Raw genomic sequence first — 25796 nt, 5'->3', positions numbered from 1 at the left:
CTTCAGTCAGAACACCGCTTATTAGAGCCATCTAACTTGCAGATACAGGGAGTAAAGTGCAGGTTACGGAGTGTGGCCTGCACAGCGTTACTCGATGCCAGGCCGATCTGGAGAGATGAATGCCTGAATCGCCTTACGACTGGACGGGCAAGCGAACGGAAAAACGCGACCGGCAGAAGCGTATGCTGGTTGTGACAGCCATCACGATGGGCGCACTCATTCTTGTCCTCGGCATGGTGGACGGCCTGCTGATCCTGTTAGGCTGACATGCTGCCCATCTACGAAATCGATTGTGCCGGGATAGAAAGCCCGGACGATCTTTGGCAGAGATATCTTTCCGCCGTTCCGGCCAAAGAACCGGAATCCTTCGGCTACACACTCGACTCGTTCTGGGACGCTGTGCAATGGCAAGGTCCGGGCTGGCCCGGTGAATGCGAATTGGTGTTCAGGAATGCCGAAGCTCTGCGCAGGTTGAGAACACGCGGCGGGAAGCCTTTTCTCGACGCCTTAAGGCGTCTTGTGAGCGAAACAGATCGGATAGTTGTGAGGCTCTCGTAAAAATCGGGTCTTGATTTACATGCCCGGCTCTTCTTCCAGCAAACCGGTTACGAAATCGAAAAGTCCGGGACGACGGTCGCGGCGAAGACGTTCAGCCTCGATGATCGACTTGATAGCTGCAAAGGAGCGGTCAAGATCTTCATTGATGACGATATAATCGTACTTCACCCATTTCTGGATTTCAAAGCGCGCATTCTGCAGACGGGTCTCGATGACATCTGCTGTATCCTCCGCACGACGATTCAGGCGCTGCTGCAATTCGCGCATGGTGGGCGGCAGGATAAAAATCGAGACCACATCAGCCGGCATTTTTGCTTGCAGCTGGTCTGCACCCTGCCAGTCGATATCAAACAGCATATCCTGACCGTCGGCCAGCGCGATTTCAGCAGTTTCACGCAGCGTGCCATAGAAATTGCCGTGGACCTCAGCCCATTCGATCAGCTCGTCATTGTCCCGCAAACGTTCAAATTCGCGGATCGTCTTGAAATGGTAGTGAACCCCTTCAATCTCGCTCGCGCGGCGCTGGCGCGTCGTCACGCTGATCGACAGCGAGAGGTCCATCTTCTTGTCTTCCAGCAACAGCCGGGCAATAGTGGACTTACCGGCCCCAGATGGCGACGAGATCACCACCATCAAGCCTCTACGTGCGACGCCATTTTCAACCGAAGAGATGGCCATGATACCTGTTACTCCAGATTTTGTACTTGTTCGCGAAACTGATCCACGACTGCCTTCAGTTCCAGACCGATGGCTGTGATCGACGCTGCATTCGATTTAGAACACAGTGTATTAGCTTCACGATTAAATTCCTGTGAAAGAAAATCGAGCTTGCGCCCAACGGGGCCGCCATCTTCCAGAAGCTTGCGAGCCGACGCCACATGGGTATCCAACCGGTCAAGCTCTTCCTGAATGTCGGCTTTGGTCGCAAGAAACACTGCTTCCTGGTAGAGCCGCGCTTCGTCGAGTTCGCGTGCGGTATCCATCAGCAATGCCACCTGTCCGGCGAGACGTGCCTTAATCGCGTCTGTGCCGCGTGACGGGTCGCAACGAGCCTTCTTGGTCAGGCGTTCGATACTATCGACATGAGCGGAAAGTATGGTGAAGAGGGCTTTACCCTCCTGCGTGCGCGCATCGGCGATTGCCTTGAGTGTTTCCTCAAAGCCCGAGACGATAGCAGCTTCCAATCCGCCCCGCTCATCTTCGTCGTCAGCCATCTGCGCCTGATCGATGATACCGCGCAACGAAAGAATACCGTCTACGCTTGCCGGGGCCAGGCCGTGCTTCGCCTGCAGATCCGCACCGAGCTTCAGGACTTCGGCGAGCATGGCTTGGTTAATACTGAAACCGGCCTGAGCCTCGCTCCGCTCAACGTTGAGGCTGGCTTGAAAATTACCACGTGAGAAATGACGCGCCAGCATAGAGCGAACTGGATGTTCGGCGGCTTCAAGACCTTGCGGCAGACGCAGCCGAAGGTCGAGCCCCTTGCCATTGACGGAACGTACCTCCCAGACAATGCGCGCTTCTCCGCCTTCCATGGCGTGTTGCACGGCATGGCGTGCAAATCCAGTCATGCTTTGGAGCGCCATGCGTTCCGTCCCCTCAACTCACGCCCGCAAATGTGCGGCCTACTCAAAAAACCAATCCGAAGCCGGCGCTCGCCACCGGCTTCGGTTACACATTCACCCCAGATCATAGCGAAGCACTATTGGCCCGCACTCTGATCTGTATTACTGCCGCTATTATTCTGCTGTTCGATATTCTTCTGTTGTTCCACGGAACGCCACTTGCGGACATTGGCGTTGTGTTCCTGCAGCGTCTTCGAGAACACGTGACCGCCCGTACCGTCAGCAACAAAGTAAAGGTCTTCCGTATCCAGCGGATTGGCGACAGCTTCCAGCGCGGCCTTGCCCGGATTGGCAATCGGCGTCGGTGGCAAACCGTTGATCACATAGGTGTTGTAAGGGGTCGGTTTTTCGATGTCCGACTTGAAGATCGGTCGGTCCGAAGGTTTGCCTGCCCCGCCGAACAGACCGTAGATAATGGTCGGGTCGGACTGGATGCGCATGCCTTTCTTCAAGCGATTGACGAAGACCGAGGCCACATGCGGACGTTCGGACGCGATGCCGGTTTCCTTTTCCACGATGGAAGCCAGCGTCACGAATTCGTTCTTATCCTTGATCGGCAAATCGGGATTACGCTTTGCCCAGGAGTCGTCCACGAGCTTCTTCTGCGAGGCAACCATACGATCGATGATTTCCGAACGCGTCGTGCCACGTGTGAAATTCAGCGTATCGGTGAAAAGCGAACCTTCCGGAGGCATATCCTTCGGCATGTCGCCAACCAGCGTCGGATCAACCGAGATTCGGTCGAAAATCTGCTTGACCGTCAGACCTTCCGGAATGGTCAGCGGATACATGATGGACTTGCCGCTGATGAGAATGTTCATCACGTCGCGCATCGTCGCGCCCGCGGGAATAGCGTATTCACCCGCCTTCAGATCGTTCTCATGGCCAAGCGTTCGCATACCGTATCGGAAAATACGCGCATCGCTGACGATATCACGGCTTTCCAAGCTGTTGGAAACTTCGGAGATACCAGCACCGCGCTTGACGAGAAATGTCGTCTCAGCAGTGAGCGGACCTTGCCCGTCAAACTGCATCTTGCCGAAATAAAACAAAGCGGATGCACCGAGCAGAACCAGCACGACCAGCGACAGCATGAAGTTCATGAAAACGACGATCTGACTGCGCGCATGGCGCGAACGCTTGCGCGGCGGTGGCGTTCCCGGTTCGGGACGCAGAGCTTCAGACGCGGATTTCGGCACGAACGGCTTGGACGTCGCGTTCGTTTCCTGCGTCGCACCCTGAGGCTGCTCGTCTGCAGGGGGGGGTCCGGATGGCGCCTCTGAATTCACTCAATCACCTCGGTCCAGAGCATTTCGAATAGCTCAACCAAACTATCAGAAAGACTCTATCTATCTATTTTGGCGAGCTTCCCGACACATTGTGTTGAATGCCCGCCCGGAACGGCTTTTGCGCTTATTATTCCTAAGAGCGAATAAACCCTTTGGATTCGTATTCACACTAACCGCTGTTCACGATTTTAAACATCGCATCCGGTTATATTTTGACAAAAACGCGGAGAAATCCCCGCGTTTTTTAAATTCGATATTTTATTTCCAACTAATGCCGATCAGGCATATCGGCGCAGGACCAGCGAAGCATTGGTTCCGCCGAATCCAAAGGAGTTCGACAGAGCTACATCGATCTTGCGTTCACGCGCCTTGTGCGGAACCAGATCAATCTTCGTCGTGACAGCTGGATTATCAAGATTGAGCGTTGCGGGCGCGATATTATCGCGGATGGCAAGCGTCGAGAAAATCGCCTCAGCTGCACCAGCGGCACCCAGCAAATGGCCGATAGCCGACTTGGTCGAGGACATCGAGATCTTCGACGCAGCATTGCCGACCACGCGCTCGACAGCGCCGAGTTCGATGGTGTCAGCCATGGTCGACGTGCCATGAGCGTTGATGTAGTCGATCTGGTCCGGCGTGATTTCAGCACGCTTCAGAGCTGCAACCATGCAGCGCTCGGCACCCTCGCCGCTCTCGGTCGGAGCCGTGATGTGATAGGCATCGCCCGAAAGACCGTAGCCGATGACTTCCGCATAGATTTTCGCGCCGCGCGCCAGTGCATGCTCCAGCTCTTCGAGAACCACAACACCAGCGCCTTCGCCCATCACGAAGCCATCACGATCTTCGTCATAAGGGCGGGAAGCTGCGGTCGGGTCGTCGTTCCGCTTGGTGGAGAGCGCCTTGCAGGCGGCAAAGCCTGCCAGCGAAATGCGGCTTACCGGCGATTCCGTGCCACCGGCAACCATCACATCCGCGTCGCCGAAAGCGATGAGGCGGGCAGCGTCACCGATAGCGTGCGTGCCGGTTGCGCAGGCGGTCACGACCGAATGGTTTGGACCGCGCAGCTTGTGCTTGATGGAAACGTGGCCGGAAGCCAGATTGATCAGACGGCCCGGAATGAAGAAGGGCGAAATGCGGCGTGGCCCCTTGTCGCGCAGCGTGTAGCCTGCCTCGACAATACCTTCGATGCCGCCAATACCCGAACCGATGAGAACACCGGTGCGCACCTGATCCTCGTCGCTTTCGGGATGCCAGTCGGCATCGTCCAGCGCCTGGTCCGCAGCGCCGACGGCATAGACGATGAAAGGATCAACCTTGCGCTGTTCCTTGGCTTCCATATGGAGGTCGGGGTTGAAGGTGCCATTGGTGCCGTCGCCAACCGGAATACGGCAGGCAATCTGGCAGGCCAGATCGTCAACTTCAAATTCCGTGATGCGGCGAGCACCGCTTTCACCGGCAATAAGACGCTTCCAGGTCTCTTCGACACCGCTGGCAAGCGGCGACACCAGACCAAGACCGGTGATGACGACACGCCTCATATCCACCCCTTAAAATTCTGTTATGTCACGAGCACCGCGCCCCGCAGGCTTTAACCGGCAGAACATATGTCCGGGCCTGACTGAAAGGGATGGTGCCCCAATTGTTAAAACTGGAGCCTGCCATGTCGAACACAATCTCAGATCAGTGTTCTGGCAGATTCACAAACAGGCCGTTGAACGACCGTTGTGCAAGCTCGCCTCGATCGCGGACGAAAGAGGCGATTAAAGACAAGCAGGGCCGGGATTCGCGAGAACCCCAGCCCAATGCCCAAGTTCAGATTAGGCGGAAGCCTTGTCGATGAACTTCACAGCGTCGCCGACCGTAAGGATCGTTTCGGCAGCGTCGTCAGGAATTTCAACGCCGAATTCTTCTTCGAAAGCCATGACCAGCTCGACAGTGTCGAGGCTGTCTGCGCCGAGATCATCGATGAAGCTTGCGCCTTCCGTGACCTTGTCGGCATCTACGCCCAGATGTTCAACAACGATTTTCTTGACGCGCTCTGCGGTATCGCTCATGTCGGAACCTCGACCTGTGTGTTTGTTGCTCTGCCTTGGTTAGCGGCATGCAGGATTGTAATCAAGTTATAAGATGTCTGCCAAGTTTCGAGCGAAGCCGCCCGGACAGTCATCCTGTGGATATTCCTTTCGGAACAGGATCGCGGCACTTCTACTCAGAATGCCGCAATTCTCGATGGGCGCATTACCATGCTTCTTGAGCAAGGCAAAGCGCCTTTTCCTTCTCTACCCCCCGTATTAAGGCATTTTATACCATAATAGAGGGAAGAAGGAGGCTTAGATCATGGCCATGCCGCCATTGATGTGCAGGGTCTGGCCCGTCACATAGGCTGCCTCGTCGCTTGCCAGATAGACAACTGCCGCAGCAATATCGCCACCAACACCCATGCGTTTCATGGGGATATTGCTCATGATCGCTTCCTTCTGCTTTTCGTTCAGCTTGTCGGTCATGGCCGATTCGATGAAGCCCGGAGCGATGCAGTTGACCGTTACATTGCGGCTGGCGATTTCCTGCGCCAGCGACTTGGAAAAGCCGATGAGGCCAGCTTTCGAAGCGCAATAGTTCGCCTGCCCCGGATTGCCGGTCACGCCAACAATCGACGTTATGTTGATGATACGGCCATTGCGGCGACGCATCATCGGATGGGTCAGTTCACGTGTAAGATTGAACACGGACGTCAGATTGACGTTCAGAACTGCATCCCAGTCCTCGTCGCTCATGCGCACGAACAGACCGTCGCGGGTAATGCCGGCATTGTTGACCAGAATGTCAACGCCGCCCATTTCCTCTTCCGCCTTCTGGCCGAGAGCCTTGACGGCTTCGCGGTCGGAAAGATTGGCTGGAAAGACGAAGGTGCGGTCGCCAAGTTCAGCAGCAAGCTCTTTCAGCTTTTCTTCACGCGTGCCGTGCAGGCCGACGATTGCGCCCTGTGCATGAAGAGCGCGGGCAATCGCTTCGCCAAGACCACCGGTTGCGCCGGTTACCAGAGCCTTGCGGCCAGTCAGATCAAACATATCGGATCCTTTTAGCTAGTGAGCTTTTATGCCAACGCTGCAAGCGCTGCATCAATTTCTTCGGCAGAACCGACAGCTGCACCGGCCACATCCTTCGAAATGCGGCGCGCCAGACCGGTCAGAACCTTGCCCGAACCTACTTCATAAAGCGTGGTGACGCCATTGGCTGCAAACCATTCGACAGTTTCGCGCCAGCGCACCTGACCCGTAACCTGCTCGACAAGAAGATCGGCAATCTCGTTAGCGTCCGTCACCGGTGCCGCGCGCACATTGGCGATAAGCGGCACAATCGGGTTGTGCTTTTCGACCGAAGCCAGCGCTTCACGCATTGCGTCAGCAGCAGGTCCCATCAAAGTTGAATGGAAGGGAGCAGATACGGGCAGCATGATGGCGCGCTTGGCGCCCTTTTCGGATGCAAGTTTTGCAGCCAGTTCGACCGCCGTCTTGGAACCGGAAATGACGAGCTGGCCACCGCCATTGTCATTGGCGATCTGGACTGAACCAGATGCCTTGGCTTCAGTGCAGACGGCTTCTACGTCGCCATGCTCCAGACCAATGATCGCAGCCATCGCGCCTTCGCCAACCGGAACAGCCTTCTGCATCGCATTGCCGCGAATGCGCAAAAGACGCGCCGTATCGGCAAGCGAGAACGTGCCAGCAGCGCAGAGCGCCGAATATTCGCCCAGCGAATGACCCGCGACATAGGAAACCTTGTCCTTCAGCGAGAAACCGCGCGCTTCCATGACGCGCAGCACGGCCATTGAGACGGCCATCAGAGCAGGCTGGGCATTTGCAGTCAGCGTCAATACGTCTTCCGGCCCTTCGAACATGGTGGCGGAAAGCTTTTCGCCCAATGCGGCGTCCACTTCGTCGAAAACGGCGCGCGCTTCAGCAAACTGCTCGGCCAGAGCCTTGCCCATACCCACAGCCTGGCTGCCTTGTCCGGGGAAAGTGAATGCTACCGCCATTGATGCCTCGTTCTGGTTTTAAGCATATGATAATGTCGAAACCGATATCTGTTTTCGCCGACATGCCTTGCAATTAATTGCACAATTTGGCGCGATGTGCCCTAGCGAGGACTGCAAAGTCAAGCATTTCCCGGTTTTTGTGAGGTTTGCGCCTTGCAAAGCCGGGGAAAAACACGTAATAGCCGCCCGTTCATTGCTCGGCACCAGCTGGGGGCTGAACGGAGGGCCGTTCTCCTGACTAATCATTTAGTGTGGAAACGTTGGAAGCCACAAGCGCTTCTGCCTCCCGTGTCTCCGCTCTCGACCGTCTCAAGTTGCGCGTCCTTTCTTCTCCGGTTTGCCGGATCAAGAGAAGTCGCAGAGGCTTAGCCGCTGGTGTCAGCATGTTGTAACAGAAGAAAGGCAAAGCCAATGGCTCTTTATGAACATGTGCTTCTTGCCCGCCAGGACATTTCCCAGCAGCAGGTCGACGCTCTCGTCGAACAGTTCAAGGGTGTTCTCGAAGCTAATGGCGGCAAGGTCGGCAAGGTCGAAAACTGGGGTCTGCGTCCCCTCACCTACCGTATCAAGAAGAATCGCAAGGCGTATTACACGCTCGTAAACATTGACGCTCCGGCTGCAGCCGTTGCCGAAATGGAACGTCAGATGCGTATCAACGAAGACGTTCTTCGCTTCCTTACCGTTCGCGTTGAAGAACACGAAGAAGGCCAGTCGGCCATGCTCACCCGCCGTGACGACCGTCGCGAACGCGATGGTGATGATCGTCCGCGCCGCCGTGAAGGCGGTTTCGATCGTGGTGATCGCGGCCCACGTCGCCCGCGCGACAACGAAGCTGGTGAAGGAGCATAATCATGGTTGATATCAATCAGATCCCGACCCGCCGTCCTTTCCATCGCCGTCGCAAGACGTGCCCGTTCTCCGGCGCAAACGCACCTAAGATCGACTACAAGGACATCAAGCTTCTGCAGCGTTACATTTCCGAACGCGGCAAGATCGTTCCTTCCCGTATTACGGCTGTCAGCCAGAAGAAGCAGCGTGAACTCGCCAAGGCGATCAAGCGTGCTCGTTTCCTCGGCCTGCTGCCCTACGTTGTGAAGTAAGAACAAGATTTCGAGAGGCGCTCTCTTAGAGATCGCCTCTCGTGCCCCTTTCCTCCATTGCGATGGGCGCAACGGAGCGCAATAAAAACCCAAGTTGGGGCAGCCGCCTCTAACTGCACGAACCGGCAAGACCGGAGCAGGACAGCGAAACTTATGAAATTCAATGGAACCATTATCGGTATCGGCATATTGGCGGGGCTTGCCTCGGCCTTGATGTCGTCCGGCGTCATCGCACAAGGTGGCGCGATGGCCGCTATGGCCATGGTTCTCTATTTCCTGACACCACTTCCCATCTTCGTTGTCGCCCTTGGCTGGGGTTCGAGCGCCGGTATCGTTGCCGCCGCCACAGCCACGATTGCCGTCGGCGTTGTCGCCGTCCCGCTTGCAGCACTCCTGATGGCATTGACGAGCTTCATTCCCGCGGCAACCGGCGCTTATCTGTCCGGCCTCGCGCGGCCAGCCGAAGAACTCGGCGGACCGAAGGACATTCTGGTCTGGTATCCGCTGTCGGACATCGTGTTTCGGCTTGCTATGATGGTGGCGCTCAGCTTCGTCGTCATCGGTGCGATTCTTGGTTTTGGCCCGGACATGGCGCGCGAACTTGCAAATACGCTTATCGACCGGGTTGCCGAAGCCGATCCGCAGTTCACAGCCAGCGACGACATACGCAACAATGTAACCTCGCTGCTGATGGTCGCCCTGCCCGCGATCCAGCCGGCAACCTGCCTTGCGATTCTCGTCGGCAATCTTTATCTGGCACAGCGCCTGATCTCCATGTCGGGTCGCCTGCGCCGTCCGCGTGATGACTGGCCCGCAACGCTGCGTATGCCGCGCCCGGCCCTGCTCGTCTTCGCGGTCGCTCTTGCGGTTGCATTTCTTCCCGGCGGCGCCGGATTGATCGCAACCGTCGTTGCCGGTGCTCTCAGCGCAGGTTTCATGATGTCAGGCCTTGCCATCATGCATTTTCGCACACGCGGCAAGCTGTGGCGCCCGGTGGCGCTGTGGCTCGCCTATTTTGCGATCATACTCTTCGCATTCCTGCTTTTCATCTTCATGGTTCTCGGACTTTTCGACACTTCGCGCGGCGCGCCAGTCTCGAAAATGCCGGGAACTGACAGTCAGTAACCGAATCAGAAACTCGAAAGGAAACTCCAATGGACGTTATTCTTCTGGAACGTATCGGCCGCCTCGGCCAGATGGGCGAAACCGTCAAGGTCAAGGACGGCTATGCCCGTAACTTCCTGCTCCCGCAGGGCAAGGCTCTTCGTGCCAACGAAGCCAACAAGAAGAAGTTCGAAGGCCAGCGCGCTCAGCTCGAAGCCCAGAACTTGGAACGCAAGAACGAAGCAAGCGCCGTCGCTGAAAAGCTCAATGGCGAAAGCTTCATCGTTGTGCGTTCGGCTGGTGAAACCGGCCAGCTCTACGGTTCCGTTTCAACCCGTGACATCGCCGACATCATCACGGCCAACGGCTTCACCCTGCACCGCAACCAGGTTGAGCTGAACCATCCGATCAAGACGATCGGCCTGCACGAAGTCTCGATTTCGCTGCATCCGGAAGTTCAGGTTCAGGTTACGGTCAACATCGCCCGTTCGACCGAAGAAGCCGAACGCCAGGCAAAGGGTGAAGACCTGACCTCGATCGAAGCCATTTATGGCATCGAAGAACAGCCTCTGTCGGAAGAAGTATTCGACGAAGAAGACGAAGCTGAAGATCAGGCTTAATTTAGCCGCCTATTATCCATGAGGATGCCCAGCCAGACGGCATGCATTCCCATCGTGGTAAACTTTATATGATCGTGCCCGGCGGCCCTCGCCGGGCATTTTCTCTTTTCAGATCGGTAAAACTCCCTATTCTGCATATTAGTATTGGATTGGAGAGGTGCTGACGGAAACGTCTGCGTTGCTTGGGCATTCCTCCCGAGGCCGATTGACCGAGGGGATATTGCCTGAAAATCTGATGACAGTGCGGCTCTGATACTTATGCACCGCCGCCTGCCATGCAAACGCATGGACGTGCGCCTGCTTCGATCCCCAAGAGGAGATGGGGCCGATGTATGGAATGTTGCGTACTGTTCTTTCGCATATGATTAAAACCGGTGATCTGACGGTTACCGATTCGGAAGGGTCGCGTTTTCAGTATGGCGACAAGACCGGCGCGCCGGTTCATGTACATTTCAAGACCAAGCATGCCGAGCGCGCCGTTGCGCTCGATCCAGAACTAAAGCTCGCCGAATGCTTCATGGACGGTGAGATCGATTTCCTGGACGGAGATATATATACGCTGCTTCAGGTGGTGTTCGAAAATACCGGGCCGACAGCGGCAACCGAGCCATGGATGAAAGCTGCCGGAAAACTGCGGGTGCTCTTCCGCCGCTTCCAGCAGATGAACACGATTTCGCGTTCTTCGAACAACATCAAAAGCCACTATGACCTTTCGGGCGAGCTTTACGACCTGTTTCTCGATCCCGACAAGCAATATTCCTGCGCCTATTTCGATCCGCCAAATGCTACGCTGGCTGAAGCACAGCTTGCCAAGAAACGCCATATTGCGGCGAAGATGCTGGTGAAGGAAGGCGACAAGGTACTCGATATCGGCTGCGGCTGGGGCGGCATGGGGCTTTATCTCGCCCGCCATCTCAAGGCCAATGTGACAGGCGTGACCTTATCCGAGGAGCAGCACGCCATCGCCAATCAGCGCGCGCAAGACGAAGGACTGGCCGACAGGGCAAAATTCGAACTGACCGACTATCGCAATATCAACGACAAATTCGACCGGCTGGTGTCGGTCGGCATGTTTGAACATGTCGGTGTCGGCCATTTTGCCGAGTATTTCCAGCATGTTGCACGGCTGATGAAACAGGACGGCGTGTTCCTTCTGCATGCCATCGGACGCGCCGATGGTCCGGGCGCAACCAATCCGTTCATCCGCAAATATATCTTCCCGGGCGGATATATTCCTGCGCTTTCGGAGGTTCTACCGCACATCGAAAAGGCCGGACTTTATGTCACCGATGTGGAAATCCTGCGGCTTCATTATGCGGAAACGCTAAAGGCGTGGCGAGAGGCATTTATGGCCAATCGCGACAAGGCAAAGGCGCTTTATGACGAGCGCTTCTGCCGAATGTGGGAGTTCTATCTGGCTGCATCCGAAAGCGCATTCCGCTGGCAGAACATGATGGTGTTTCACATTCAGATCGCCCACAAGCAGGAATCCGTTCCGCTGACCCGCAACTATATCGAGGCAGAGGAAAAGCGTCTCAAGCGTCTCGACAGCGCGCCGAAAGGCGCCAATAGCGAGGTTCGCGCCGTTAAGAAGAGCATGAACGCCTGACCGCAATTCCATCGGGTCCAGATGTCAGTCCGCGTCAACAGCGGACTGACAAAACCATGATCCGAACTGTGGATCAGTGTGAATCATGGTATAGCTTGGTCCTTCCAGCAGGAATCATCCGAAGTCGCGTTGCGTTTGGCATCGCTTGAGGGCTAGCTGGTTGGATCAGGAACGGAAAAGAGAATCATGGCGGAAGCGGCGGTACGCAAACTCGACGATGCGCGGGACCAGAAAGATGCGCTCTATCGGGAAGCCCCCCACAATATTGAAGCGGAACAGGCGCTGCTGGGCGCGATCCTGATCAATAACGACGCCTTTTATCGGGTATCGGACTTTCTCAAGCCAACTCATTTTTTTGAGCCGTTACACCGCCGTATCTATGAGATCACGACCGATCTCATTCGCGTGGGCAAGATGGCAAATCCTGTAACGATGAAGACCTTCCTGCCAACCGAAGGCAAGGTGGGCGATCTCACCATCTTCCAATATGTAACCCGTCTCGCAACCGAAGCCGTCACCATCATCAATGCCGAGGATTATGGCCGCGCGATTTACGATCTGGCGACACGCCGTGCGCTGATCGGTATCGGCGAGGATATGGTGAATGTTGCTTATGATGCGCCTGTCGACATGGCACCGCAGGAACAGATCGAAGATGCTGAGCGACGCCTGTTCGAACTGGCAGAAACAGGCCGTTATGATGGCGGCTTCCTGCCGTTCAAGGATGCCGTAACCACCGCCGTCGACATGGCCAATGCCGCCTTTATGCGTGACGGCCATCTTTCCGGTGTTTCTACCGGCATTCACACGCTCGATGGCAAGATGGGCGGTTTGCAGCCTTCCGACTTGATCATCCTCGCCGGACGCCCGGGCATGGGTAAAACCTCGCTCGCCACCAATATCGCCTTCAATATCGCCAATTCCTATGAGGGCGAACAGCAGGCGGATGGTTCAATGAAAGCCGTGAACGGCGGCGTCGTCGGCTTCTTCTCGCTCGAAATGTCGGCAGAGCAGCTCGCAACCCGTATCATTTCCGAACAGACCGAAGTTTCCTCCTCGAAAATCCGCCGTGGGGACATCACCGAGACCGATTTCGAAAAGCTGGTCGCCTGTTCGCAGGTGATGCAGAAAATCCCGCTCTATATCGACCAGACCGGCGGTATCTCGATTGCCCAGCTTGCAGCGCGCGCGCGCCGCCTCAAGCGCCAGCGCGGCCTTGACGTTCTGGTGATCGACTATGTGCAGCTGATGACCGGTTCGTCGAAGGCTTCCGCACAGAACCGCGTGCAGGAAATCACCGAAATCACCACCGGGCTCAAGGCGCTCGGCAAGGAACTCAATGTTCCGATCATCGCGCTTTCACAGCTCTCCCGTCAGGTTGAAAGCCGCGACGACAAGCGCCCGCAGCTCTCGGATCTTCGTGAATCAGGCTCCATCGAGCAGGACGCCGACGTGGTACTTTTCGTGTTCCGCGAGGAATATTACGTCAAGAACCTCGAACCGCGTGACGAGTTCGACCCGAAATATGAAGAATGGAAGCAGCACTTTGAAAAAGTGCGTGGCACTGCCGATGTCATCATCGCCAAGCAGCGTCACGGACCGACCGGAACGGTCAAGCTTGCCTTCCAATCCGAATTCACGCGATTTGCAGATCTGGCCGAGGGTTCCTATCTCCCGGAACAGTATGAATAAAATCACGATCAAGATGGAGCGCGTCTGATGGCCAAGGCGCGCATTCAATTCATTTGCCAGAATTGCGGCGCGGTCCATTCGCGCTGGGCGGGCAAGTGTGATTCCTGCGGCGAGTGGAACACGCTTGTCGAGGAAGGCACCAATAGCGGCATCGGGTCCGGTCCCGGCGCCATGTTGTCCAAGCGTAAGGGTCGCGCTGTGGCGCTGACCTCCCTGTCCGGCGATATAGAAGATGCACCGCGCATCATTTCCGGTATCAGTGAGCTTGACCGCGTAACCGGCGGCGGTTTCGTACGCGGTTCGGCGCTGTTGATCGGCGGGGATCCCGGCATCGGCAAATCCACGCTTCTGACACAGGCGGCGGCAGCCCTCGCCAACCGCGGCCACCGCATCGTTTATGTTTCAGGCGAAGAAGCCGTCGCCCAGATTCGCCTGCGCGCGCAGCGTCTGGGCGTTGCCTCGTCGGCGGTGGAGCTTGCCGCTGAAACCAACGTCGAAGACATCGTTGCCACCATTTCGGACGGCAAACGCCCCGATCTGGTGATTATCGATTCGATACAGACGCTTTGGACCGACATGGCGGATTCTGCGCCGGGCACGGTCACACAGGTCCGCTCGTCAGCGCAGGCGATGATCCGCTATGCCAAGCAGACAGGCGCTGCGGTGGTGCTCGTCGGCCATGTCACCAAGGATGGCCAGATTGCCGGTCCGCGCGTGGTCGAACACATGGTTGACGGCGTTCTCTATTTCGAAGGCGAAGGCGGGCATCATTACCGCATCCTGCGCACAGTGAAGAATCGTTTCGGTCCCACCGATGAGATCGGCGTTTTTGAGATGTCCGATGGGGGACTGCGCGAAGTTTCCAACCCGTCAGAGCTTTTCCTTGGTGAGCGGAATGCCAAGGCTCCAGGTGCCGCAGTCTTCGCTGGCATGGAAGGCACGCGTCCTGTGCTGGTAGAGATACAGGCACTTGTCGCGCCCTCCTCGCTCGGCACTCCGCGTCGCGCGGTCGTTGGCTGGGACGGCGGACGGCTTGCCATGATCCTCGCCGTGCTGGAATCGCATTGCGGCGTCCGCTTCGGCCAACACGACGTCTATCTGAATGTCGCCGGCGGCTACCGTATCAGTGAGCCCGCTGCCGATATAGCTGTGGCTGCTGCACTGGTTTCGTCCATGGCCGGTATTGCCCTTCCGCCAGATTGCGTTTATTTCGGCGAAATCAGCCTTTCCGGTGCTGTTCGCGCAGTAACGCATGCAGTACAGAGGCTTAAGGAAGCTGAGAAGCTCGGTTTCCGGCAGGCAGAGGTGCCCGGCGGCAGCGGCGAACTTTGGAAAGATCGCAACTTCCGTCTCATGGAAACTTCGGCCCTGCCTGACCTCGTAGCGCGCATTGCGGCTTCAGGCTCCGGAAAGAAGCAATAAATCTGGTGATTTGCCATTGGAAGAATCTGTCAACTTTCCGGTGATAAGCTCCAGCATCTTTGACTGCCCTGCGTATTGAAATGATTGCGCATAATAATTGAGGACAGGCAGAATGCCGATAACCATGCTTGATGGAATTCTACTCGGGATAACGCTGGTTTCAGCCGTTCTGGCGATGGTACGCGGTTTTTCCCGCGAGGTGCTGTCGCTGGTATCGTGGGCGGCAGCGGCGGCTGCGGCCTATCTCTTCTACCAGCCGGTTCTGCCTTTCGTGCAGCCCTATATCAACAACGAAACCATCGCGAAGATTGCCGCCGCTGGCGCGGTCTTCCTGGTCGTGCTGATTGTCGTTTCGCTGATTACCATGAAGATCGCCGATTTCATCATCGATAGCCGTATCGGCGCGCTGGACCGTACACTCGGCTTTCTGTTCGGCGGCGTGCGCGGCGTGCTTCTCGTCGTGGTCGCCATGCTGTTCTTCAACTGGCTCGTGCCGACCAACCAGCCAGCCTGGGTAACGAATGCAAAATCGAAGCCGATGCTCGATTCGTTTGGCCAGCAGTTGATCGACCTTCTGCCGGCAAATCCCGACCAGATGATCGACAAGTTCAAGCCGCAGCATAATGCTCCGGCTTCCGGCGAACAGGAAGAAGCGCCGGTTCCGGACGATACGCCTGCGCAGCAATAAGCCGTTTTCGACGATCGGGAAGCCGTCAGCCTCGCTGGCGGCTTTTCCAATTCCGGAAGCCGATAGCCAAATTGACGCCCCGACATTGTCATTTCGTTTTCGCGATCATATTTCAGACGGGAATTTGCGGGATTATTCGCGGACATCGTGCGATACTCATATTCATGAGACTATATCGACGCAGCGGTGAACTCTTGGCTTTTAACAAAAAGCCATCTTGTGATAGAGAGGCGCTTTAGTTGCCTCTGCAATCGAAAGGCCTTGCGGCAATGACCAGCCATTCTTCTGAAAATGCTTCCTTCATGCTGGATGAAGACACCCTGCATGAAGAGTGCGGCGTATTTGGCATACTTGGCCATGAAGACGCAGCCGCGTTGACCGCGTTGGGCCTGCATGCCCTCCAGCATCGCGGGCAGGAAGCCGCTGGCATCGTTTCCTACCATAATCGCCGTTTCCATTCCGAACGCCATATGGGCCTCGTGGGCGATCATTTCACCGATGCGGCGACGCTGAACCGCCTGCCGGGCGACCGCGCCATCGGTCATGTGCGCTACTCCACCACCGGCGAGACAATCCTGCGCAATGTGCAGCCCTTGTTCGCGGAACTGGAAGTCGGCGGCATTGCCATTGCCCATAACGGCAACTTCACCAACGGCATCACACTGCGCAAGCAGCTGATTGCTTCGGGCGCGATCTTTCAGGCGACCTCCGATACGGAAGTCGTGCTGCACATGATCGCCCGTTCGCGCCACTCCTCCTCTTCCGACCGTTTCGTCGATGCCATTCGTCAGGTCGAAGGCGGTTACGCCATGCTGGCGCTGACCCGCACCAAGCTGATCGCCGCACGTGATCCTATCGGCATCCGTCCGCTCGTCATGGGCGAGCTCGACGGCAAGCCCATCTTCTGCTCAGAGACCTGCGCTCTCGACATCATCGGCGCGAAATATATTCGCGACGTCGAAAATGGCGAAGTCATCATCTGCGAGATACAGAAGGACGGCTCCATCACCACCGAATCCATCAAGGCTGAAAATCCGCAGCCGGAACGGCTTTGCCTGTTCGAATATGTCTATTTTGCCCGTCCTGACTCCGTCGTCGGCGGTCGCAGCGTCTATGTCGCGCGCAAAAATATGGGCGTGGAGCTTGCCAAGGAAGCCGGCATTGAAGCCGATGTGGTCGTGCCGGTGCCCGATGGCGGCACGCCTGCTGCCCTTGGCTTCGCGCAGGCAAGCGGCATTCCGTTCGAATATGGCATTATCCGCAACCATTATGTGGGCCGCACCTTCATCGAACCGACGCAGCAGATTCGCGCGCTCGGCGTCAAGCTGAAGCATTCGGCCAATCGCGCGATGATCGAAGGCAAGCGTGTCGTGCTGGTGGATGATTCCATCGTGCGGGGCACAACCTCCGTCAAGATCGTTCAGATGATCCGCGATGCAGGCGCAAAGGAAGTGCATATCCGCGTGGCAAGTCCAATGATCTACCACCCGGATTTCTACGGTATCGACACCCCCCATGCCGATAAGCTGCTGGCCAACCAGCACGAAAACCTGGAATCCATGTGCCGTTACATTGGCGCAGATTCCCTGGCGTTTCTTTCCATCGACGGGCTCTACACGGCCGTTGGCGGAAAGCCACGTGATCCGAAAGCGCCAGCTTTCACCGATCACTATTTCACGGGCGAATATCCAACCCGCCTCCTCGATCAGGAAGGCGAGAGCAACGTGCACACGCTGTCGCTGCTCGCCAGCAACGGCTGATCGCCCAATTCTTCACGCAGGCGGCCCAAAAGGCCGCCCGTTTCTTGTGTTTGCACGAAATATGGGGACTAGATGAGCATCGACCTTACGGGCCGCATCGCACTGGTAACAGGCGCATCGCGCGGTATTGGCTATTTTCTTTCACTTGAACTGGCAAAACGCGGCGCACACGTGATTGCGGTTGCTCGTACCGTCGGCGGGCTTGAAGAACTGGACGATGACATCCGCAAACTTGGAGGCAGCGCCACGCTGGTGCCTCTCGATATCACCGACATGGAGGCGATTGATCGCCTCGGAGGCTCCATTCATGAGCGCTGGGGCAAACTCGATATCATGGTCGCGAATGCGGGTGTCCTCGGCACAATCTCACCAATCGGCCATGTCGAGGCTAAGACCTTCGAAAAAGTCATGAACGTCAACGTTACCAGCGTCTGGCGCCTTATCCGGTCTACCGATCCGCTGCTGCGCGCTTCCGACGCTGGACGCGCCATTCTTCTCTCGTCAGGTGTGGCGCATAGCTGCCGCGCCTTCTGGGGGCCTTATGCTGCCTCGAAAGCTGCCGTCGAAGTCATGGCGCGCAGCTGGGCTGAAGAAACGAAGCAAATGAAGCTCAAGATCAACTCGGTCAACCCAGGCGCGACCCGCACCGCAATGCGCGCGCAGGCGATGCCGGGTGAAGATCCGGAGACATTGCCAACACCGCAGTCCGTCGCGGAAAAGATCGTCAAGCTAGCCGACCCAAAACTTGAAGTTAGTGGCAAGCTTTTTGACGTCCGACAGGATCGCTTCCTAGACTATCATCTGCCGAGCTGATTTGTTTCTTCCGGCCTTGCCTATATGCAGGGCCGGTTGTATTTGTTTATTTATTGTTGTTTCCCGCCTAGCCACCTGCGGCTCTTTTTCAGCGGGCACTTCTCCCACTCTCAGATCCCTTCGTCGCGCGCCGACCGTTTTGGCGTGCTCTTTTTGCTATTGGAGGACGTATGACCAAAGATCACCAACGTTTCATCATTATCAGCGGCGGGCCAGGATCAGGCAAAAGCACACTGATCGATGCGCTTGAAAAAGATGGCTTTCCCCGCACGGTAGAAGCTGGACGCGCCATCATTCAGGATCAGGTCTCTATTGGCGGCAATGCTCTGCCCTGGAGTGATCGCGCGCTTTTTGCGGAGTTGATGCTTTGCTGGGAAATGCGCTCTCACGAGATGGCGAAACAACAGCGCGGTACAGTCTTCTTCGACCGAGGCGTTCCCGATGTAATCGGCTATCTGACGCTGTGTAACCTGCCCGTTCCCCGACATATGGAAGAGGCCGCACGGCAGTTTCGGTATAACAGAACAGTTTTCCTGACGCCGCCATGGGCTGAAATCTTCGGTCAGGATGCCGAGCGCAAGCAGGATTTCGAAGAAGCCGTGCGCACCTTCGATGCGATGGACAAAACCTACAGGCGGCTCGGATATGAAATCGCGCTCCTGCCGAAATCATCGGTCGAGGAGCGCGTCGGTTTCATCAAGCAGGAATTGCCTTCAGTTTTCCTCTGACGGCTTGTCCTCTTCGGAGTTGGTTTCTTCCTCAGCCCTTCGGTCAGCGGCTTCGCGCCTGTTCCAGGCCACCAGGCTAAAAGGAAGAAATGCAAGATAGGCAAGCGCCGTGAGGCTCAGAGTTTGCCAAGTGAAGCTCATCAGGAACGCGACGTAAACGACCACAAACAGGATAAGCGGCATGACAATATCGCGCCGGACAAGGCTTCCGGCGGATTTGCCATTATAGACCGGCAGGCGGCTTACCAGCAGAAACGCGATTGCCACGGTATAGATCGCCACACCGAAAGCGAGCGCCCGTGTTGGAGTCAAACCGAGAAAACCGAGATAGACCGGCAGCAGGACGAGCATGGCGCCCGCCGGCGCAGGAACGCCGATGAAATAGTTGCTTTGCCAAGCCGGACGGTTCGGGTCTTCCAGCATGACATTGAAACGCGCCAACCGCAGGCAGCAGGCAATGGCGTAGAGGAGTGCCGCGATCCAGCCGAACGAGCGTGCTTGATCCAGCATGAAGGCATAGAGCACCAAAGCAGGCGCCACGCCGAAATTGACGATATCGGCGAGTGAATCCATCTGGGCGCCGAACTTCGACGATCCCTTCATCATGCGCGCGACACGCCCATCGATCCCGTCGAGGAAGGCAGCGACAAGAACCATAACAACGGCGAGCTCGAAGCGGTTCTCGAAGGCCAGACGGATGCCCGTAAGACCAGCACAGATGGCAAGAACAGTTATGACATTGGGAATGACAATACGCAGCGGTATCTGCGACAGCTTCGGGCCGCGCGATGAATCCACGCGGCCATTGGGCTCAAAAGGCGGAAAAGGTGTTTCCATCGGCTCAGCCGATCCGCACCACAGGCTCGCCGCGTACGCTGCCGTAATCGGCCAGCACGGTTTCACCGGCGACTGCCGTTTGGCCGATAGCGACACGAACAGTCGCATCTGCCGGAAGATAAACATCGACCCGTGATCCGAAGCGGATCAGGCCGAACCGCTCGCCCACGGACAAATCATCGTCTTCGTTAGACCAGCAAACAATGCGCCGCGCAACCAGACCGGCAATCTGGACAACGCCGATCTTGCCGTGCGGACTTTCGATCAAAAGGCTGTTACGTTCGTTTTCCGTGCTGGCCTTGTCCAGTTCCGCATTGAGGAACTTGCCCGGACGATGCGCGACTTTCTCAATCTTGCCACGCACGGGAGAACGGTTGATGTGAACCGAGAACACATTCATGAAAACCGATACGCGCATGCGCGGCTCGACACCGAGATCCAGCTCGGCGGGCGGCACAGCCAGACCGACGAAAGAAACCTTGCCATCAGCGGGGCTGATAACGAGATCGTCATCCATTGGCGTCACGCGTTCCGGATCGCGATAGAAATAGATGCACCAGACCGTCAGTACCATGCCGATCCAGAACAACGGGTCCCAAAGCCAGCCCAGAATAAGCGAAACCACGAAAAAGCCCGCTATAAACGGATAGCCTTCCCGATGGATCGGCACGAAAGTATTGCGGATGGTGTCAGTAAGGCTCATCGCTCTTCCTTTGAGTTTGGCCGTTATTTACATCATCCTGTCCAGAATCGAAATCCATTTCGCAAATTATTCACGGCTGTTAGAGCACGTGATCGCGCCCTAACATAACCAACCACCGACAAACGGTTTATTCCGCAGCCGGAACACCGCGTTTGACGATGCCCAATTCGTCGTTTTCCCGGACCTGACGCAGACGCTCTTCCGCCTCGTCCGCCTCGCGCTGGCGAGCCCACATGGATGCATAAAGCCCCTTATGCTTAAGAAGCATGCGATGCGTGCCGCGCTCAGCAATCAGTCCGTCTTTCAAGACGATAATCTCATCCGCACCGATCACGGTCGACAGGCGGTGCGCGATGACAAGCGTGGTGCGCCCACGGCTGACGATGTCGAGCGCAGACTGGATTTCCTGTTCAGTTGCCGTATCGAGCGCTGAGGTCGCCTCATCGAGGATCAGGATTGGGGGCGCCTTCAGGATTGTCCGGGCGATGGCGACGCGCTGCTTCTCACCGCCTGAAAGCTTGAGACCCCGTTCGCCGACCATGGATTGATAGCCTTCCGGCAGATGCTTGATGAAGCCGGAAATCTGTGCCAGTTCCGCCGCCTTTTCCACTTCTTCGGTCGTGGCATCGGGACGGCCATAACGAATGTTATAAGCTATCGTATCGTTGAACAGAACAGTGTCCTGCGGCACCATGCCAATGACCTTCCGCAGGCTTTCCTGCGTAACGTCGCGGACGTCCTGCCCGTCGATGGAAACCGATCCGGACTGGACATCATAGAAGCGGAACAGGAGGCGCGAGATCGTGGATTTACCCGCGCCCGAAGGTCCGACTATCGCGACTGTCTTTCCTGCCGGAACTTCAAAACTGATGCCCTTGAGGATCGGGCGGTTCGCATCATAAGCGAAATGCACATCATCAAAACGGATCGCACCGTGATCGATTTTCAATGCTGGTGCATTGGGCTTGTCGACGACTTCCTGCTTCACATCGAGGAGATCGAACATCTGCTCAATATCGGTCAAACCCTGACGGATCTCGCGATAGATGAAACCGATGAAATTGAGCGGAATGGAAAGCTGCATCAGCATGGCATTGATGAAAACGAAATCGCCAATGGACTGCGTCCCGGCCCGAACTTCCAGCGCCGACATGACCATAACCACCGCCATGCCGACGCCAAAGATGACGGCCTGACCGAAGTTCAGCCAGCCAAGCGATGTCCAGGTCTGGGTTGCCGCCTTTTCATAGCGTGCCATCGACGCATCGAAGCGCTTGGCTTCCATATTCTCGTTGCCGAAATATTTGACCGTTTCGAAGTTGAGCAGTGAGTCGATCGCCTTGGTGTTGGCGTCTGTATCGGAATCATTCATCTCGCGGCGAATATTGATGCGCCAGTCGCTGGCCCTGATCGTAAACCAGGTATAGAGCCAGACCGTCGCCGCGACCACGAGCAGATAGGAAATGCCGTAAGCAAAGGCGAAAATCACCGCCGTCAGCGCAAATTCCAGAATGGTTGGCAGCGTGTTGAGGATCGTGAAACGGACAATCGTTTCGATGCCCTTGGTGCCGCGTTCGATAACCCGCGAAAGCCCGCCCGTACGCCGTTCAAGATGGAACCTGAGCGACAGCTGGTGCATGTGCACGAAAGTCTTGTAGGCCAGCTGACGCACCGCATACTGACCGACACTCGCAAACAATGCATCGCGAAGCTGATTAAGACCAGCCTGCACGATCTTGGCGCCGTTATAGGCCAGAACCAGCATCACCGCACCGACCAGAAACAGCGGAATATAATCCGGCGGGTTCAGTTGACCGGTCAAGGCATTCGTCACCCATTTGAAGAAATAGGGTACGAGGATGAGCACGATCTTGGAAATCACCAGATAGAACGTGGCCCAGACGACGCGCATACGCAGATCGGGCCTGTCGGACGGCCACATATAGGGCCAGAGATTTCGCAGCGTCTTGAACGTCTCGCCAGAGTCGGCGGAAACCGTTTTGGGGGAACTCATAGTGTGTTCTTTCAAGTCGGTGGACTCAAGCGATTTCGCACGAGATGAAACTCCGTCATCGCTCTGTCTTTTGCTTTTACGCGCATCTCATCCCGAAAAACGGTTCCCGCTTTTCGGGATGCGCTCTAGCCGCAGCATCTGCTCTGGAAGGAAGCAAAATGCGCGCGGACAGCATTTAATTGCTGCCAGTTGACGCTGTAACGCGACGACTGGCGCTCAGGCCGATAATCGATAAGGCCGGCCTGCACGAGAACCTTGAGGTGTTGGGAAACAGTCGATTGGGCGAGATCGAGCCTGCCGACAATATCCTTGCAGCAGCAGGCGTCCTCCATTATCAACTGGCGGATAATTCGAATGCGGACAGGATGGCCCAGCGCAGCGCAAATGCGCGCTGCCGCTTCATCGTCAATGCCCGGCTGCGCCAGATCAGGGACGGCTTCGGTCGAGTATTTGTCCAGAACTACTTTCATCGTCTATCGACGATATACGATATTGCTCCCAATTTCAATATTTGGAAACGTTCTTTCCAGAAAAGATCGCCAAACAGAAACACGCTATCGTCGCTGACACTCATTGCCGAAACGCGCCGCCATTATCGGAAAGCGCGGTTCAGTATTCAAAACGTTCCGTCAGTTTTTATGGTCTTCCAACTGGCGCCGAACCTCGTCTTCACCCAAAGGTTCCTTCGGCATATTGAACACCTGACCCGGCCAGATCAGGTCCGGATTGCGAATCTGGTCGCGATTGGCGAGATAGATCGTCGTATATCGCGTACCCTTGCCATAGGTGCGCTTGGATATCGTCCAGAGATTGTCCCCGCGCCGAATGATGACGGAACCCTCGACCTTCCGGAGCGGGGTTGCCGATGAAGCGGCTTCACCGCCGTTTTCTTCCGATTGAGCTGCCATCTGACCATCCGTATCGGAAGCAACGGCTGAAATGTTCTCGCCAGCTTCGCGACGGAACGGGACGCGGGCTGTCGCCAGAACCCGATTGGCATTATCGAGCAGATCGGCTCGAATGATATAATCACCGACGCTCAGCGGCTGTTTGCTCTGCACGAGGAAGCGGCCATCAGGTGAAATGGAGCTTGCGCCAAGCAACGTATCATTGGCGTGGACGATCACGCGATTACCGCCCTTGGCCTTACCCGCCACGAAGACCGACTGGCCTTCAATCTCCACAGCTTCGATGGCAATCGGCAAATCCTGTGCAGGCTTCGCTTCCGGTTTGTCGGCCTTGGCAGCAGCTTCCGTATTTTCCTGCGGCTTCTTCATTGCCGTTTCTGGCTTTGTGATCAAGCGGCTCGCCTGCCCCGGCTCCTCAACCAGCGCCAGCACCTGCCCCGACTTGGTTTCAGGTACTGACACGATGGCCGTCTGCGCGGAAGTGGCAACATTGTTGTCCGCGCCAGTCGAGCGCAGGACAAGCTGATGATCGCCGCTCTTCAAAGGCTCATCCAGAACGATGGCGAAATCACCATTGGCTCCGGCCTTGGCTTTGCCTACAACCTTTGCACCTGCGACAACCTCGACACCGGCGTTGGGAAGCGCCTTGCCCGCAATCACGACCGAACCGTCAGGCTCGACGCGAAGGAGATCGAAAACCGGTGTCTTGCTGGCCTGTTCTGCGGGAGTAGCATCAGCCTGCTTGGCCGTTTCTTCGGGGTGAGCCTCCTGTGGCTTTGTATCGTTTGCCGCGGCTTCGTCCGTAGGCTTGGTCGCTTCGGGTGCTTTGGTCTCGGACGGCGTTGCTTGCAGCTGCGCTGGCGCATCGTTCGACGCTGGCGCAGCAACATCGGATTGCGGCGCCTCGACACGGGATCGAGTTGCATTCCAATAAAGGCCAAGCCCGACGACAATTGCGACGAGCCCGATACCGAGCAATCCTAACCTGTTCTTTTGCATTTCGCTTCGAAACCCACGCCAGAGACTATAATAGCGGGTTTATAGCTTTTGGCTTCCCCCTACAAGAAATCTGCACCGAAACAGCAAAAGGTACGAGGCTTTTTATTAGCAAGGTCACTGTTCTACACAGTTTGTCGGCTTTGATTGGTCCGGATCGTCCATAAGGTTATAAAGATCGGCCGTCTCGCCCTTGGTCCACCAGATATAGACACCCCCGGCATATTTGGCTCCCGACCCTGAAATGACATTGGAAGCAACGACGGTTTCGTCTTCGAGCTCGAGTTCGGCAAGCGAAATATCACCGGCATTGTAGTAGGTTACCGAGACATTTTTCTCACCGCATTTATACAGGACGGCATTGGTCGTAACTTCAGTGTCATCCGGCAATTTGATGTTGATCTCGCCAGCCGATGCAGATGATGCGGCAAAGGTGAGCCCGAGAAACACAACCCAATTCTTCATATCCAATCCACTTCTCAATCTGGAGTACATAATGATTGAGATATAACAATCGCCGTAAATGTCCAACCGGAACCTGGCTTGCACGTCTGCCTGTCGGCAATCTTCACCGCAAAATGAAATCGCAGACGCTTGACGCTGAAAGGCCAAAAGCGCACAAGAAAATCATGTCTGAGATTCGATCCATCTGTGTTTATTGCGGCTCGTCTACGGGCTTGAATCCCATTTATCGCGAAGCGGGGGTTACGCTCGGCCGATCCATCGCCGAACACGGTTTGCGCCTCGTCTATGGCGGCGGCACACGCGGCATCATGGGCGCCGTGGCGCAAGGCGTGATGGAAGCTGGCGGCGAAGTCACCGGCATCATCCCGACCTTCCTGCTCGACAAGGAAGCAAGCCTCGAAAAGGCCGAACAGCTCACCGAACTTATCGTCGTGGGTGACATGCATGAGCGCAAACACCTCATGTTCCAGAAGTCGGATGCGTTCGTTACGCTCCCCGGCGGTATCGGCACGGTTGAGGAAATCGTGGAAATGATGACCTGGGCGCAGCTCGGCAAGCATCGCAAGCCGATGGTGTTCGCAAACATCAACAATTTCTGGCAGCCAATGCTTTCGCTTCTTGAGCACATGACGGCAGAAGGTTTTATCCACACCGCCCATCAGATGAAGCCACTCGTCATAGACAGCGCAGAAGATATCGTCCCCGCCATTATCGCCGCCAATGGCAAGGCACATGAGGGCGACCAGACGATCATTGAGAAGATGTGAGTTTAGGGCAGTAGGGCAGTAGGGCAGTAGGGCAGTAGGGCAGTAGGGCAGTAGGGCAGTAG

27 protein-coding genes are annotated in these 25796 nt (G+C 56.3%); 14 read left to right on the top strand and 13 right to left on the bottom strand.

What is annotated here, in order from left to right; translation table 11 throughout:
• Nucleotides 1-119 precede the first annotated feature (119 nt).
• Together JNC70_RS07345 and JNC70_RS22860 are read left to right on the top strand one after the other, a co-directional pair.
• Nucleotides 120-266, top strand: coding sequence for a hypothetical protein (locus JNC70_RS07345; RefSeq protein ID WP_158304317.1), 147 nt, complete (start codon nucleotides 120-122; stop codon nucleotides 264-266).
• A gap of 1 nt (nucleotide 267) precedes the next feature.
• Nucleotides 268-558, top strand: coding sequence for a barstar family protein (locus JNC70_RS22860; protein WP_104754729.1), 291 nt, complete (start codon nucleotides 268-270; stop codon nucleotides 556-558).
• A gap of 15 nt (nucleotides 559-573) precedes the next feature.
• Here JNC70_RS22860 and gmk read toward each other — a convergent pair whose 3' ends face one another.
• The 7 genes from gmk to fabD all read right to left on the bottom strand — a co-directional run bounded on the left by gmk (nucleotide 574) and on the right by fabD (nucleotide 7508).
• Nucleotides 574-1236 (bottom strand): guanylate kinase, encoded by a 663-nt coding sequence (gene gmk / locus JNC70_RS07340; protein WP_104754728.1) that lies wholly within the window; start codon nucleotides 1234-1236, stop codon nucleotides 574-576.
• A gap of 8 nt (nucleotides 1237-1244) precedes the next feature.
• Nucleotides 1245-2144 (bottom strand): YicC/YloC family endoribonuclease, encoded by a 900-nt coding sequence (locus JNC70_RS07335; protein ID WP_104754727.1) that lies wholly within the window; start codon nucleotides 2142-2144, stop codon nucleotides 1245-1247.
• Nucleotides 2145-2260: 116 nt separating this feature from the next.
• Nucleotides 2261-3472: an endolytic transglycosylase MltG gene (gene mltG / locus JNC70_RS07330; RefSeq protein ID WP_104754726.1), complete on the bottom strand. Its 1212-nt coding sequence runs from the start codon at nucleotides 3470-3472 to the stop codon at nucleotides 2261-2263.
• A 278-nt stretch (nucleotides 3473-3750) separates the two neighbouring features.
• On the bottom strand, nucleotides 3751-5010 hold the full coding sequence (gene fabF / locus JNC70_RS07325) for a beta-ketoacyl-ACP synthase II (protein ID WP_104754725.1): 1260 nt from the start codon (nucleotides 5008-5010) through the stop codon (nucleotides 3751-3753).
• A 279-nt stretch (nucleotides 5011-5289) separates the two neighbouring features.
• The gene (locus tag JNC70_RS07320) at nucleotides 5290-5526 is read right to left on the bottom strand and encodes an acyl carrier protein (RefSeq protein WP_002963616.1); all 237 of its coding nucleotides are present in this window, start codon (nucleotides 5524-5526) and stop codon (nucleotides 5290-5292) included.
• A 276-nt stretch (nucleotides 5527-5802) separates the two neighbouring features.
• A complete protein-coding gene (gene fabG, locus JNC70_RS07315; protein ID WP_104754724.1) occupies nucleotides 5803-6540 on the bottom strand; it encodes a 3-oxoacyl-[acyl-carrier-protein] reductase in 738 nt (245 codons plus the stop codon).
• Nucleotides 6541-6566: 26 nt separating this feature from the next.
• The gene (gene fabD, locus JNC70_RS07310) at nucleotides 6567-7508 is read right to left on the bottom strand and encodes an ACP S-malonyltransferase (RefSeq protein ID WP_104754723.1); all 942 of its coding nucleotides are present in this window, start codon (nucleotides 7506-7508) and stop codon (nucleotides 6567-6569) included.
• Between the two features lie 411 nt (nucleotides 7509-7919).
• On the opposite strand from fabD, the gene rpsF reads away from it, so the two are divergent.
• The 11 genes from rpsF to JNC70_RS07255 all read left to right on the top strand — a co-directional run bounded on the left by rpsF (nucleotide 7920) and on the right by JNC70_RS07255 (nucleotide 19044).
• Nucleotides 7920-8357: a 30S ribosomal protein S6 gene (rpsF, locus tag JNC70_RS07305; protein ID WP_104754722.1), complete on the top strand. Its 438-nt coding sequence runs from the start codon at nucleotides 7920-7922 to the stop codon at nucleotides 8355-8357.
• Between the two features lie 2 nt (nucleotides 8358-8359).
• A complete protein-coding gene (gene rpsR, locus JNC70_RS07300; RefSeq protein WP_006466219.1) occupies nucleotides 8360-8608 on the top strand; it encodes a 30S ribosomal protein S18 in 249 nt (82 codons plus the stop codon).
• Between the two features lie 153 nt (nucleotides 8609-8761).
• Nucleotides 8762-9733 (top strand): DUF2232 domain-containing protein, encoded by a 972-nt coding sequence (locus JNC70_RS07295; protein WP_104754721.1) that lies wholly within the window; start codon nucleotides 8762-8764, stop codon nucleotides 9731-9733.
• A 29-nt stretch (nucleotides 9734-9762) separates the two neighbouring features.
• A complete protein-coding gene (gene rplI, locus JNC70_RS07290) occupies nucleotides 9763-10332 on the top strand; it encodes a 50S ribosomal protein L9 (RefSeq protein ID WP_104754720.1) in 570 nt (189 codons plus the stop codon).
• A 328-nt stretch (nucleotides 10333-10660) separates the two neighbouring features.
• Nucleotides 10661-11941, top strand: a complete 1281-nt coding sequence (locus tag JNC70_RS07285) for a cyclopropane fatty acid synthase (protein WP_104754719.1) — start codon at nucleotides 10661-10663, stop codon at nucleotides 11939-11941.
• 186 nt (nucleotides 11942-12127) lie between these two features.
• Entirely contained in the window at nucleotides 12128-13633 is a 1506-nt protein-coding gene (locus tag JNC70_RS07280; protein WP_061345135.1) for a replicative DNA helicase, read from the top strand.
• 27 nt (nucleotides 13634-13660) lie between these two features.
• On the top strand, nucleotides 13661-15055 hold the full coding sequence (gene radA / locus JNC70_RS07275) for a DNA repair protein RadA (protein WP_104754718.1): 1395 nt from the start codon (nucleotides 13661-13663) through the stop codon (nucleotides 15053-15055).
• Nucleotides 15056-15167: 112 nt separating this feature from the next.
• Nucleotides 15168-15743, top strand: a complete 576-nt coding sequence (locus JNC70_RS07270; protein ID WP_029925541.1) for a CvpA family protein — start codon at nucleotides 15168-15170, stop codon at nucleotides 15741-15743.
• Nucleotides 15744-16012: 269 nt separating this feature from the next.
• A complete protein-coding gene (gene purF, locus JNC70_RS07265) occupies nucleotides 16013-17503 on the top strand; it encodes an amidophosphoribosyltransferase (protein WP_104754717.1) in 1491 nt (496 codons plus the stop codon).
• Nucleotides 17504-17575: 72 nt separating this feature from the next.
• Entirely contained in the window at nucleotides 17576-18316 is a 741-nt protein-coding gene (locus JNC70_RS07260) for an SDR family NAD(P)-dependent oxidoreductase (protein WP_104754716.1), read from the top strand.
• 170 nt (nucleotides 18317-18486) lie between these two features.
• Complete coding sequence (locus tag JNC70_RS07255; protein WP_104754715.1) at nucleotides 18487-19044, top strand: AAA family ATPase; 558 nt, start codon at nucleotides 18487-18489, stop codon at nucleotides 19042-19044.
• On the opposite strand, the gene pssA is transcribed toward JNC70_RS07255, so the two are convergent.
• From pssA to JNC70_RS07225, 6 genes are all read right to left on the bottom strand, one after another.
• Nucleotides 19030-19881, bottom strand: a complete 852-nt coding sequence (gene pssA, locus JNC70_RS07250; RefSeq protein ID WP_104754714.1) for a CDP-diacylglycerol--serine O-phosphatidyltransferase — start codon at nucleotides 19879-19881, stop codon at nucleotides 19030-19032. The two genes, JNC70_RS07255 and pssA, sit on opposite strands and share 15 nt — an antisense overlap.
• A 4-nt stretch (nucleotides 19882-19885) precedes the next feature.
• Complete coding sequence (locus JNC70_RS07245; RefSeq protein ID WP_104754713.1) at nucleotides 19886-20584, bottom strand: phosphatidylserine decarboxylase; 699 nt, start codon at nucleotides 20582-20584, stop codon at nucleotides 19886-19888.
• Nucleotides 20585-20711: 127 nt separating this feature from the next.
• The gene (locus JNC70_RS07240; protein ID WP_104754712.1) at nucleotides 20712-22598 is read right to left on the bottom strand and encodes an ABCB family ABC transporter ATP-binding protein/permease; all 1887 of its coding nucleotides are present in this window, start codon (nucleotides 22596-22598) and stop codon (nucleotides 20712-20714) included.
• A 125-nt stretch (nucleotides 22599-22723) separates the two neighbouring features.
• Nucleotides 22724-23068, bottom strand: coding sequence for an ArsR/SmtB family transcription factor (locus tag JNC70_RS07235; protein ID WP_104754711.1), 345 nt, complete (start codon nucleotides 23066-23068; stop codon nucleotides 22724-22726).
• A 159-nt stretch (nucleotides 23069-23227) separates the two neighbouring features.
• Nucleotides 23228-24505: an Ig-like domain-containing protein gene (locus JNC70_RS07230; RefSeq protein ID WP_104754710.1), complete on the bottom strand. Its 1278-nt coding sequence runs from the start codon at nucleotides 24503-24505 to the stop codon at nucleotides 23228-23230.
• A 114-nt stretch (nucleotides 24506-24619) separates the two neighbouring features.
• Nucleotides 24620-24967, bottom strand: coding sequence for an MliC family protein (locus tag JNC70_RS07225; protein WP_104754785.1), 348 nt, complete (start codon nucleotides 24965-24967; stop codon nucleotides 24620-24622).
• A 164-nt stretch (nucleotides 24968-25131) separates the two neighbouring features.
• On the opposite strand from JNC70_RS07225, the gene JNC70_RS07220 reads away from it, so the two are divergent.
• A complete protein-coding gene (locus tag JNC70_RS07220; protein WP_104754784.1) occupies nucleotides 25132-25734 on the top strand; it encodes an LOG family protein in 603 nt (200 codons plus the stop codon).
• Nucleotides 25735-25796: the final 62 nt, after the last annotated feature.

It is taken from the genome of Brucella oryzae (assembly GCF_041929965.1).
Classification (GTDB): Bacteria; Pseudomonadota; Alphaproteobacteria; order Rhizobiales; family Rhizobiaceae; genus Brucella; species Brucella oryzae.
The sequence above is the reverse complement of the archived record's forward strand: the minus strand, read 5'-3'. Positions and strand labels throughout refer to the sequence as shown.